We start from the raw sequence: 12237 nt of genomic DNA on the forward strand, positions 1-12237 counted from the left end.
GGCATGACTCAGACATTGCACACCACGCTGCTGATTATCGGCGGCGGCCCCGGCGGTTATGTCGCGGCGATTCGCGCAGGCCAACTGGGCATCCCCACCATTCTGGTGGAAGGCCAAGCACTGGGCGGCACCTGCCTGAACATTGGCTGCATTCCCTCTAAGGCGCTGATCCATGTGGCCGAGCAGTTCCAGCAAACCGTGCACCATAGCCAGGGCTCGCAGTTGGGCATTGAGGTGGATGTACCGACTTTGGACATCCGCAAGAGCGTGGAATGGAAAGACGGCATCGTTGACCGCCTGACCACCGGCGTCGCCGCACTGCTGAAAAAACACAAGGTGCAGGTGATCCATGGCTGGGCCAAAGTCATCGACGGCAAGACCGTCGAGGTGGGCGAGCAACGCATCCAGTGCGAACACCTGCTGTTGGCCACCGGCTCGACAAGCGTCAACCTGCCGATGCTGCCGATTGGCGGGCCGATTATCTCGTCCACCGAAGCCCTGGCACCGACCCATGTACCCAAACGTTTGATCGTGGTGGGCGGTGGTTATATCGGCCTGGAACTGGGGATTGCCTACCGCAAGCTGGGTGCCGACGTCAGCGTGGTCGAGGCCCAGGCGCACATCCTGCCGGCCTACGACGCCGAGCTGACCCTGCCGGTGGCTGAATCCCTGAAGAAACTCGGCGTGAAGCTGTACCTGGAACACAGCGTCACCGGCTTTGCCGACAACAAGCTGCAAATACGTGCACCCAATGGCGACACCCTGGCGCTGGACACCGACCAGGTGCTGGTCGCCGTGGGGCGCAAACCCAACACCCAAGGCTGGAACCTCGAAGCGCTGAACCTGGACATGAACGGCGCGGCGATCAAGATCGACAGCCGCTGCCAGACCAGCATGCGCAACGTGTACGCCATTGGCGACCTCAGTGGCGAGCCGATGCTGGCGCACCGGGCCATGGCCCAGGGCGAAATGGTTGCCGAACTGATCAGCGGCAAGGCCCGCGAATTCAACCCGGCGGCAATTCCGGCGGTGTGCTTTACCGACCCGGAACTGGTGGTGGTCGGCAAGACCCCGGACGAGGCCAAGGCTGCTGGCCTGGATTGCATTGTGTCGAGCTTCCCGTTCGCCGCCAATGGCCGGGCCATGACGCTGGAGTCCAAGGCCGGCTTCGTGCGGGTGGTGGCGCGGCGTGACAATCACTTGATTGTTGGCTGGCAAGCGGTGGGGGCTGGGGTTTCGGAACTCTCCACTGCGTTTGGCCTGAGCCTGGAAATGGGCGCGCGCCTGGAGGATGTGGCCGGCACCATTCATGCCCATCCGACCCTGGGTGAAGCGGTGCAGGAAGCCGCGCTGCGGGCATTGGGGCACGCGTTGCACCTGTAAAACCGTGGCGTGGCTATCGCAGGCAAGCCAGCTCCCACACTTGGAATGCATTCCAATGTGGGAGCCGGGCTTGCCCGCGATAGCGGTGGATCAGCCAATGCAGAGTTGAATGGTCCACCGCCCTGCTCCCACACCGGCCAAGAATGCAGTATTGTTGCGCCATCCAGAAAAAAATCCGACTTGACCAGAGATAGAGGGTGTCATGGGTAACGAGAGCATCAATTGGGACAAGCTGGGTTTTGACTACATCAAGACCGACAAGCGGTTTCTCCAGGTCTGGAAGAACGGCGAATGGCAAGCTGGCACCCTGACCGACGACAATGTGCTGCACATCAGCGAGGGCTCCACTGCCCTGCATTATGGCCAGCAATGCTTCGAGGGCCTGAAGGCCTACCGTTGCAAGGACGGTTCGATCAACCTGTTCCGCCCGGACCAGAACGCCGCCCGCATGCAGCGCAGCTGTGGCCGCCTGCTGATGCCACAAGTGCCGACCGACGCGTTCATCGACGCCTGCAAACAAGTGGTCAAGGCCAACGAGCGCTTCATCCCGCCGTACGGCAGTGGCGGCGCGCTGTACCTGCGCCCGTTCGTGATCGGCACCGGTGACAACATCGGCGTGCGTACCGCGCCGGAGTTCATCTTCTCGGTGTTCTGCATCCCGGTCGGTGCCTACTTCAAGGGCGGCCTGGTGCCGCACAACTTCCAGATCTCCGGCTACGACCGCGCCGCGCCGCAAGGCACCGGTGCCGCCAAGGTCGGTGGCAACTACGCCGCCAGCCTGATGCCGGGTTCGGAAGCGAAGAAATCCGGCTTCGCCGACGCGATCTACCTGGACCCGATGACCCATTCGAAAATCGAAGAAGTCGGCTCCGCCAACTTCTTCGGGATCACCCACGACAACCAGTTCATCACGCCGAAGTCGCCTTCGGTATTGCCAGGCATCACACGCCTGTCGCTGATCGAACTGGCGCAGACCCGCCTGGGCCTGGAAGTGGTTGAAGGCGAAGTGTTCATCGACAAGCTGGACCAATTCAAGGAAGCAGGCGCCTGCGGTACCGCTGCGGTGATCTCGCCTATCGGCGGCATCCAGTACAACGGCAAGCTGCACGTGTTCCACAGCGAGACCGAAGTCGGCCCGATCACCCAGAAGCTCTACAAAGAGCTGACCGGTGTGCAGACCGGTGACGTGGAAGCGCCAGCGGGTTGGATCGTCAAGGTCTGACAGCCACAAAAGCCAGCGACACCACAAAACCCTGTGGGAGCTGGCTGGTTGATCGTTCCCACGCTCCGCTTGATCGTTCCCACGCTCCGCGTGGGAATGCAATGCATCCCCTGACGCTCCGCGTCACCTGTTGTCCGGCGGGACGCGGGGCATCCCAGGCGGCATTCCCACGCAGAGCGTGGGAACGATCAAAGGCCTATCGCTATCGCAGGCAAGCCAGCTCCCACACTGGTTTCTGCACCTTCATGAGCGTGGCGTAATATTCTCGGCAATCTTCTTGCCCATACTGATCCTCGGCTCCACCCCATACCCCAACGCCTCATAAAACCCCACCACCAGGTCATTGCCGCCGGTGATCTGCAGGTTAATTTTCATGCAACCCAGCGCTGTCAACGCCTGTTCGGCATAGCGCACCAGCGACGACCCCAGGCCATGGCGCCGATAGTCGGTATGCACCGCCACCGAATACAACCAGCCACGATGCCCGTCATAGCCGGCGAGGATGGTACCGATCACGGCTTTGTTGTCGGTGGCAACGAAGAACAACCCGTCATTGACCGCCAGTTTCTTATCAATCGCCAGGCTCGGCAGGTTATGCGCGGTGTCATAGCCAAACGCCTGCTGCCATAACTCAATCACCTGGGCACGGTGTTGACGGTCGCGATACGGCCCGATGGGGTGGCGGGACAACAGCGCCTTTTCCATCACCAACGTGCGCTCGTTGCCGTGGTACACGTCACGCACGTTGTGAAAACCCAGCTTGGCGTAGAAGGCTTGCGCCGTCAGCGAGGACGGCACGCTCAGCACCGTCACGCCGGCTTCACGGGCGCGCAGCTCGATCTCGATCATCAACAATCGGCCAATGCCCTGCCCTTGCAGCGCCGGGTTGACGAACACCGAGCGCACCACGTTGCCGTCCAGTGCGGCCGTAGCAGCGATCAGTTGATCCTGAGTCGCCACCAACACCACACGCCGCTGGAGTAACGCCATTACCGCGTCGGGGGTGAAATTGCTGGCAACCCGCGCAATCACATCTGCTGGGTAATCACGTGCGTTGCTGCTGTGCAGCGCAGCCAGGATGACCTGGCTGATGCCCTCGGCATCTGAAGGTTGGGCAAGGCGAACAGCGGTAGACATGGTTCCTCCTGGCTGACACAACGATAACAATCACCACAATACCAATGTGGGAGCTGGCTTGCCTGCTCCCACAGGTTGATCGTATTTCAATCTGGCAGCCGATTCGGCTGCGCCACCCCCGTTTTCAGCTTTCTTGGCTGAGCCACCCCGCCGTTTCAGCCGGGATCCTTTCCCCGCAACGCACACAATAGCGGCACAAGATCCCCAACGGACCCGTGCCCCCATGCAAACCACCAACACCGTCCTGATGATCCGCCCGGCGCGCTTTGCCTTCAACCCGGATACCGCGATCAACAACCGTTTCCAACGCCCGTCGCTGGACCCGCTCAGTGCACAGCACAAAGCGCTGGAGGAGTTCGACGGTTATGTCGACACCCTGCGCCAGCATGGCGTGGAGGTGCTGGTGGTGCAGGACACGCCGGCGCCTCATACGCCCGACTCGATCTTCCCCAACAACTGGTGGAGCAGCCATGCCGACGGCAGCCTGGTGCTCTACCCCATGGAAGGCCAGAACCGCCGACTGGAGCGCAACAAGGGCGTGCTGCAAGTACTGGAGCAACGCTTTGCGATCAACACCACCATCGACCTCAGCCACATGGAACAACAGAACATCTTCCTGGAAGGCACCGGCAGCATGGTGCTCGACCGCCAGCACCGCATCAGCTACGCGTGCCATTCGGGGCGCACCCACCACGCGGCCCTGCGCCAGTTTGCCGAACGCCTCGACTACCAACTCTGTGTGTTCCACGCCCTGGACCGTCACCAGGCCCCCATCTACCACAGCAACGTGATGATGAGCGTTGGCCGCGACCTCGCGGTGGTGTGCCTGCAGGCCCTGCCCGACGACAGCGAGCGCCTGGCCCTGGAACGCTCCCTGCGTGACACCGGCAAGGACATCCTCAGCCTGGACTTCGACCAGTTGGAAGCCTTCGCCGGCAACATGCTGGAGGTCCACGACCGGGACGGCCAGCCATTGCTGGTGATGTCCGCCAGTGCCTGGGGCGCCCTGCATCCGGCGCAGCGTCAGCATGTGGAACGCCATACGCGGCCGGTGGTGGTGAATATCGACAACATCGAACGCATCGGCGGCGGCAGTGCCCGCTGCATGCTGGCCGAAGTGCATCTGCCGGCCCGTCCCTCATTTCAATAAGGAGTCCTGCCATGACCCGTTATATCGACGTCAACGACCTCAGCTACCTGGTATCGCAAAAAGGCCTGCAAACCTCTATCACCGAGATGGCCGACTACATTCGCGCCGACTACCTGCGCTGGCAGGATTTCGAAAAGTGCGCGCGCCTGGCCAACCACTCACCGGATGGCGTGATCGAGCTGATGCCGGTGTCCGACGCTTCGCTGTACGCCTTCAAGTACGTCAACGGCCACCCGAAAAACACCCTGGCCGGCATGCTCACCGTGATGGCATTCGGCGCCTTGGGCGACGTCGACACCGGCAAACCGGTGCTGCTAGCGGAGATGACCCTGACCACTGCGATCCGCACCGCTGCCACCTCGGCCCTGGTCGCCCGCTACCTGGCCCGCGCCAACAGCCGCAGCATGGCGCTGATCGGCAACGGCTGCCAAAGCGAATTCCAGGCACTGGCCTTCCACGCCATGCTGGGCATTACTGAAATCCGCTTGTTCGACATCGACCCCCAGGCCACCGCCAAGCTCGCCGCCAACCTCAAGGCGTTCCCGGCGATCAAGGTGATCCTGGCCGCCAGCGTCGCCGAGGCAGTCAAAGGCGCGGACATTGTCACCACCGTGACTGCAGACAAGGCCTACGCCACCATCCTGACTGACGAGATGATCGAGCCAGGCATGCACCTCAATGCCGTGGGCGGTGACTGCCCGGGCAAGACCGAGCTGGACCGCCGTATCGTCGAGCGCGCCAGGGTGATCGTCGAGTACGAACCGCAAAGCCGCATCGAAGGCGAAATCCAGCACATGCCGGAAGATTCGCCGGTCACCGAGCTGTGGCAAGTGATCAACGGCCAACAGCCGGGCCGCGAGAATGAACGCCAGATCACCCTGTTCGACTCGGTGGGTTTTGCTATCGAAGACTACTCGGCCCTGCGCTATGTACTGGACGTGGCCAAGGCCCTGGATGTGGGGAGCGAGCTGGAGCTGGTGCCAGACCTGGCCGACCCGAAAGACCTGTTTGCACGCCTGGCCCAGCAACCTGTGGTACAGCATAAAAAGCGCGCCTGAAACCGCTCTGGCTTGCCGCTTTGCGCCCAGGGCAGGCCAGATTCGGGTGGGTTGAAAGCCGATTTTGCCGGTGTCACAGCCGATTCCGCTGCATTGCCTGTTTTAACAGCGCAATTTGCGCTTTGCGCAGGGGGTAAACGACACAAAAAACGCACCATCATGAAGCATTCTCTGCTCCCAGTTATTCACTGCCCCTGACATCAATTACAAAATATAGGGACCGACACATGACTCCTCTGCGATCACTCTTCGCTGCGTTGCTGTTGCCACTGTGCGCCACTGCTGCCCACGCCCAGGACTGGAAAGAAATCCGGTTTGGCGTGTTCCCCGAATACCCGCCCTTCGAATCCGTCGCCGCCGACGGCAGCCTGCAAGGTTTCGATATCGAACTGGGCAACGCCATCTGCGCCAAGCTCGAAGTGAAATGCACCTGGGTGCACAACGAATTCGACGGCATGATCCCGGCCCTGCGTGCGCGCAAGTTCGACGCGATCATGTCCTCCATGGCCGTGACCCCGGCCCGCGAGAAAGTCATCGACTTCACCGACCGCCTGTTCCTCAGCCCCACCTCGGTGATCACCCGAAAAAACGCCACCTTCGGTGACACCCCAGAATCGCTGAACGGCAAGCAGGTTGGCGTGCTGCAAGGCTCGTTGCAGGAAGCCTATGCCCGCGCGCACCTGGCCAAGCTCGGTGCACAGATCAAGGCGTACCAGTCTCAGGAACAGAACTACGCCGACCTGCAAAACGGCCGCCTCGACGCCACCCTGACGGACAAGCTCGAAGCCCAGCTCAACTTCCTGTCCAAGCCCGAAGGCGCCGACTTCAAGACCGGCCCGGCCTTCAAGGACCCGACCCTGCCTCTGGACATCGCCATGGGCCTGCGCAAGAACGACCAGGCGTTGCGTGAGCTGATCAACAAGGGCATCGCCGCCGTCCAGGCCGATGGCACCTACGCCCAGATCCAGAAGAAATACTTCGGCGATCAGGACATCTACAACGAGTAACCGGCAACCGTGCCCCTGTGGGAGCGGGCGTGTTGTGGCGAGGGAGCTTAAGCCGGCTCCAGCCGCGCTGTCGAACGGGAGCAAGCTCCCTCGCCACAACAAGCAGTTCCCACAGTAAATCCGTGCACTCCTTCGAGATCTTCCCCATGAACGACCTCCTCAACCTGCAAGGCTACGGCCCCATGCTGGCCCAGGGTGCCTGGATGACGCTCAAGCTGGCGTTCCTCGCCCTGGCCCTGAGCCTTACCCTGGGCCTGGTCGCCGCGGGCGCCAAACTCTCCAGCGCCAAATGGCTGCGCGTGCCGGCCACGCTCTACACCACGTTGATCCGCAGCGTGCCGGACCTGGTGCTGATCCTGCTGATCTTCTACAGCCTGCAACTGTGGCTCAACGATCTGACCGAAGCGTTCGGCTGGGACTACGTTGAAATCGACCCGTTTACCGCCGGAGTGATCACCCTGGGCTTTATTTACGGCGCGTATTTCACCGAAAACTTCCGAGGCGCGATCCTCAGTGTGCCGGCCGGCCAACTGGAAGCCGCCACCGCCTACGGCCTGAGCCGCTGGCAGCGCTTTCACCTGGTGCTGTTCCCGCAACTGATGCGCTTTGCCCTGCCGGGCCTGGGCAATAACTGGCTGGTGCTGCTCAAGTCCACGGCGCTGGTGTCGATCATCGGCCTGTCAGACCTGGTCAAGGCCGCGCAGAACGCGGGCAAGTCCACCAGCGAGCCGCTGTACTTCCTGATCCTCGCGGGCCTGGTGTACCTGGTGATTACCACCCTCTCCAACCGCATCTTCAAGCGCCTGGAACGGCGCTATAACCTGGGCATCAAGGGGATGGCGCGATGATCGAATTGTTCCAGCAATACGGCCTGGCCTACCTGTTCAGCGATGGCAGCGGCCTGTCCGGTGTCGCCATGACCTTGTGGCTGTTCATTATTTCGGTAGTGCTGGGCTTTGGCCTGTCGATCCCCCTGGCGCTGGCACGCGTGTCAGAGCATTTCTGGCTGCGCTGGCCGGTGGAGGTCTACACCTACCTGTTCCGCGGCACGCCGCTGTATATCCAACTGTTGATTTGTTACACCGGGCTGTACAGCCTGGAAGTGGTGCAGGACAACGCCCTGCTCAACCAGTTTTTCCGCAATGCGCTGAACTGCACGCTGTTGGCGTTTGTGCTCAACACCTGCGCCTACACCGTGGAAATCTTCGCCGGGGCAATCCGCAACATTCCCCATGGCGAGATCGAAGCGGCACGCGCCTATGGCCTGCACGGCTGGCGGCTGAACCTGTTTGTGATCGTGCCCGCCGCATTGCGTCGCGCCCTGCCGGCCTACAGCAATGAAATGATCCTGATGCTGCACGCCACGTCGCTGGCGTTCACCGCCACCGTCGCCGACATCCTCAAGGTCGCCCGCGATGCGAATGCCGAGACGTTCCTGACCTTCCAGGCCTTCGGCATCGCCGCCCTGCTCTACATGCTGCTGTCCTTTGCACTGGTGGGCCTGTTCAGGCTGGCCGAACGTCGCTGGATGCGCTTTCTTGTTCCTACCCGAGGCTAACCCATGAATCAGTCCGCGCAGGCCCTGGCCGCTTATCCAATGGATGTACCCGTCGGCAACACCGCCACGGCGGCCATCAAGCTGCAAGTCGAAGGTATCCATAAACGCTACGGCGAACACGAAGTGCTCAAGGGCGTGTCCCTCAACGCACGCCAGGGCGATGTGATCAGCTTGATCGGCGCCAGCGGTTCGGGCAAAAGCACGATGCTGCGGTGCATCAACTTTCTGGAACAGCCTGACGCCGGGGTGATCACCCTGGACGGCATCAGCATCGAAATGCAACCAGGCCGCGCCGGCACCCGCGCGCCGCACCAGGCGCAACTGCAAAACCTGCGCACGCGCCTGGCCATGGTGTTCCAGCACTTCAACCTGTGGAGCCACATGACCGTGCTGGAAAACATCACCATGGCCCCGCGCCGGGTGCTGAACGTGAGCGCCGCCGAAGCCGAGAAACGTGCGCGGCTGTACCTGGACAAGGTCGGCCTGCCGAGCCGCGTGGCGGACCAATATCCGGCGTTCCTGTCCGGTGGCCAGCAGCAGCGCGTCGCGATTGCGCGGGCGCTGGCGATGGAGCCGGAGATTATCCTGTTTGATGAACCCACCTCGGCCCTGGACCCGGAGCTTGTAGGAGAAGTGCTTAAAGTCATACAGACGTTGGCCGAGGAAGGTCGTACCATGCTGATGGTCACCCACGAAATGGGCTTTGCCCGCCAGGTGTCCAGCCAAGTGCTGTTCCTGCATCAGGGCCGAGTCGAAGAACACGGCGGCGCCGAGATCCTCGACCATCCCACCAGCGAACGCTTGCAGCAATTTCTTTCCAACCGTTTGAAGTGAACTCATGGATACCAAGGCCCACGGACCCCATTCTTCCCCTACGCTGGATCGCATCGACGAAGCGATCATCGACGTACTCAGGCATCAGGGGCGTATCACCTACGAAAAGCTCTCGTCACTGGTGCACCTCACCCCCAGGCCCTGCCTGGAACGGGTGCGCAAGCTGGAACGACGCGGGGTGATCCGTGGGTATGGGGCGATCATCGATGTGCAGATGGTCTCACCGGGGCTGTCGCTGCTGGTGCTGGTGGCCCTGTCCAACCAAAGCGGGCGCTCGGCGCAAAAGGCCTTCGAAGCCTGCGTGAAAGCCTGCCCGCAGGTATTCGAATGCCAGTTGATCAGCGGGCCGTTCGACTACAGCCTGCGCATGCGCTGCCGGGATATGGAGCATTACCGGGTGCTGACCGAGACCTGGTTGAACAATGATGAGTTGCACATTGATAAGCTGGTGGCGCATCCGGAGTTGGCGGTGGTCAAGAACACCGCGACCGAACTGGCCTGAACCAGCTAGCTCGTTCCCACGCTCTGCGTGGGAATGCATCCAATGACGCTCCGCGTCACAACTTCAAGAGCAGACGCGGAGCGTCCAGGGTGGCATTCCACGCAGAGCGTGGGAACGATCAATCAGTCACCCCACATCTGACGGGTCGACCGCTATCGCAGGCAAGCCAGCTCCCACATTGACCGGGTTTGCAATTCTTTTGCCTGGCTTGGCACCCACCAGCTTCGCCTGCCCATCCTTCTGCTTGCCCGTACGCGCCTCGCTGATCAGCCCCGGGATCAACTTGCCCTCCGGCAAATTCTTCCAGAACCGGCTGGGCAAATGCCCTTCCATCACTTTGGGATTGAGCCGCGCCGGGTTGAAGATGTGGCTGTAGTAGGTCAACCACATCGCACTGTGGGGATCTTCAACATTCTGCGCCAGTTGCTGCCAGGCCTCGGGGCACTGGCGCTGATGAATCAATTGCTCGCCGTCGTAATACACCCCGTCCAGGGGCGTGGCGATCATCCAGCGATGGCGGCCCATGCGCCCGATAAAATGCTCGCTGGCGCTCTTGAGAATGTCATGGGCCGGCTCATGCCAGGCCACGTACTCCGGCAGTTCCGGCCCGGCCCCGTCCGGCAGCGCGATGAAGCGCACAAACGCATGCAAGTGGTGGGCTTCCCGGCTGACTTGCTTGATGCGCCGCTGCAATTCGCTGCCAAGCTTGTCACCCGCGAGCATGGCGGTGCGATCACCATGGCTGACCCGCCACAGCACTTCATACAACAGGCTCCAGCGCTGATCACCGTGATAACAGGCAGCGGACTCCAGCAATTGCAACAACGCCTTGGGTATGCGCGCCTGAAACGGCCCCATCCCTGGTGGGATCAGTTCATCGGTAGCGAACAGGTCCGCCGCCTGCACCTCGCCCCAACTGACCTGGCTGGGGTCGACCTGATGGCTGAGCAACCAGCGGGCCTGTTCGCGCCAGGTACTGAACAGGTTGTCGCACTCCAGGCTGATCATCCCCACAGCCCCATCTGTTGCGGCTGCGGACGGTCACGCAATTGTTCGCGCAACAACACACTGGTGCTGTCGGCCTGCTGCGGGTGGTAGTCGCTGGTGATGAAAAACGGCTTGGCCTTGGCCAGCACGCAGCGCATGCGCGCCAGGTCTTCGAAGCGGATCTTGCGTTCACGGCGCAGGTCGACCAGGCGCTGGGTGGTGCGCAGGCCGATGCCGGGGATACGTGCGATCAGGGTCGGCTCGGCGCGGTTCAGGTCCAGGGGGAACACCTCGCGATGCTCCAGGGCCCAGGCCAGCTTGGGGTCGATATCCAGTGCCAGGTCACCGGGGCCGGCGAACAGCTCATTGGCGCTGAAACCGTAGCTGCGCAGCAGGAAATCAGCCTGGTACAAGCGGTGCTCGCGCATCAAGGGCGGCGCGGCCAGGGGTACGCTTTTCGGGCTGTTGGGGATGGGGCTGAACGCCGAGTAATACACGCGGCGCAGCTTGAAATTACCGTACAACGCCTCGGCACCGTGCAGGATGGTGCTGTCGTCGGTGTCGTCGGCACCGACGATCATCTGCGTGCTCTGCCCGGCCGGAGCGAAACGTGGCGCACGGGGTTCGTTGAGCACCGTCTGTTCGCCGGTGTAGATGGTCTGCATGGCCTGCTTGATCGAGCCGATCTGCTTCTCGGGCGCCAGGGTCTGCAGGCTGGCGTCGGTGGGCAGTTCGATATTCACGCTGAGGCGATCGGCATAACGGCCAGCCTCGGCGATCAGGGCCGGGTCGGCATCGGGGATGGTCTTGAGGTGGATATAACCGCGAAAGTCATGCTCTTCGCGCAGCAGTTTGGCGACCCGCACCAGTTGCTCCATGGTGTAGTCCGACGAACGGATGATGCCGGAACTGAGGAACAGCCCACTGACGCAATTGCGCTTGTAGAAATCCAGGGTCAGGGTGACCACCTCCTCCGGGCTGAAGCGCGCACGGGGCACGTCGCTGGAGCGGCGGTTGACGCAGTATTGGCAGTCGTAGAGGCAGAAGTTGGTGAGCAACACCTTGAGCAACGACACGCAACGGCCATCGGGCGTGTAGCTGTGGCAGATGCCCATGCCATTGGTGGAACCCAGCCCCGCCTTGCCCTCGGAACTGCGCTTGGGCGCGCCACTGCTGGCGCAGGACGCGTCGTACTTGGCGGCGTCGGCGAGGATGCTGAGTTTTTCGATCAACTGCATGGAGGGCTACCGATACTGGTTTTTTGTACAGTACCAATAGCCACACTTTGTCACAAGTGCCGTCTGTAGGAGCGAGCTCTTGTGGCGAGGGAGCTTGCTCCCGCTGGGCTGCGAAGCGGCCCCAAAAGCTTGCGGGCGCTGCGCACCCGAACGGGAGCAAG

The 12237-nt window shown here is 61.9% G+C and carries 12 protein-coding genes; 9 read left to right on the top strand and 3 right to left on the bottom strand.

The window, feature by feature from the left end:
• Positions 1-3: 3 nt before the first annotated feature.
• Together lpdA and APH41_RS03360 are read left to right on the top strand one after the other, a co-directional pair.
• Positions 4-1383 carry a dihydrolipoyl dehydrogenase gene (gene lpdA / locus APH41_RS03355; protein WP_054917420.1) on the top strand — a complete coding sequence of 460 codons (1380 nt, stop codon included), beginning with the start codon at positions 4-6 and terminating at the stop codon, positions 1381-1383.
• A gap of 202 nt (positions 1384-1585) precedes the next feature.
• On the top strand, positions 1586-2605 hold the full coding sequence (locus APH41_RS03360; RefSeq protein ID WP_003192309.1) for a branched-chain amino acid aminotransferase: 1020 nt from the start codon (positions 1586-1588) through the stop codon (positions 2603-2605).
• Positions 2606-2848: 243 nt separating this feature from the next.
• On the opposite strand, the gene APH41_RS27845 is transcribed toward APH41_RS03360, so the two are convergent.
• Positions 2849-3742, bottom strand: coding sequence for a GNAT family acetyltransferase (locus APH41_RS27845; RefSeq protein WP_082430411.1), 894 nt, complete (start codon positions 3740-3742; stop codon positions 2849-2851).
• 223 nt (positions 3743-3965) lie between these two features.
• Between APH41_RS27845 and ctlX the strand changes: the two genes are divergently transcribed.
• The 7 genes from ctlX (at position 3966) to APH41_RS03405 (ending at position 9851) form a co-directional block, all read left to right on the top strand.
• Entirely contained in the window at positions 3966-4892 is a 927-nt protein-coding gene (ctlX, locus tag APH41_RS03375) for a citrulline utilization hydrolase CtlX (RefSeq protein ID WP_054917423.1), read from the top strand.
• 11 nt (positions 4893-4903) lie between these two features.
• Positions 4904-5950, top strand: coding sequence for an ornithine cyclodeaminase (locus APH41_RS03380; protein ID WP_054917425.1), 1047 nt, complete (start codon positions 4904-4906; stop codon positions 5948-5950).
• A 227-nt stretch (positions 5951-6177) separates the two neighbouring features.
• The gene (locus APH41_RS03385) at positions 6178-6957 is read left to right on the top strand and encodes an ABC transporter substrate-binding protein (protein ID WP_032896457.1); all 780 of its coding nucleotides are present in this window, start codon (positions 6178-6180) and stop codon (positions 6955-6957) included.
• A gap of 146 nt (positions 6958-7103) precedes the next feature.
• Entirely contained in the window at positions 7104-7805 is a 702-nt protein-coding gene (locus APH41_RS03390) for an ABC transporter permease (protein ID WP_014719023.1), read from the top strand.
• On the top strand, positions 7802-8515 hold the full coding sequence (locus APH41_RS03395; protein ID WP_014719024.1) for an ABC transporter permease: 714 nt from the start codon (positions 7802-7804) through the stop codon (positions 8513-8515). Before APH41_RS03390 ends, APH41_RS03395 begins: the two co-directional genes overlap by 4 nt.
• Before the next feature lie 3 nt (positions 8516-8518).
• Complete coding sequence (locus APH41_RS03400; protein WP_003192318.1) at positions 8519-9349, top strand: ABC transporter ATP-binding protein; 831 nt, start codon at positions 8519-8521, stop codon at positions 9347-9349.
• A 4-nt stretch (positions 9350-9353) separates the two neighbouring features.
• Positions 9354-9851, top strand: a complete 498-nt coding sequence (locus tag APH41_RS03405; RefSeq protein WP_014719026.1) for an Lrp/AsnC family transcriptional regulator — start codon at positions 9354-9356, stop codon at positions 9849-9851.
• Between the two features lie 126 nt (positions 9852-9977).
• On the opposite strand, the gene APH41_RS03410 is transcribed toward APH41_RS03405, so the two are convergent.
• Both APH41_RS03410 and APH41_RS03415 read right to left on the bottom strand, forming a co-directional pair.
• Complete coding sequence (locus APH41_RS03410) at positions 9978-10859, bottom strand: TIGR03915 family putative DNA repair protein (RefSeq protein ID WP_054917426.1); 882 nt, start codon at positions 10857-10859, stop codon at positions 9978-9980.
• Complete coding sequence (locus APH41_RS03415; RefSeq protein ID WP_014719028.1) at positions 10856-12076, bottom strand: putative DNA modification/repair radical SAM protein; 1221 nt, start codon at positions 12074-12076, stop codon at positions 10856-10858. Before APH41_RS03415 ends, APH41_RS03410 begins: the two co-directional genes overlap by 4 nt.
• Positions 12077-12237: the final 161 nt, after the last annotated feature.

It is taken from the genome of Pseudomonas sp. NBRC 111138, assembly GCF_001320835.1.
Lineage (GTDB): Bacteria > Pseudomonadota > Gammaproteobacteria > Pseudomonadales > Pseudomonadaceae > Aquipseudomonas > Aquipseudomonas paracarnis.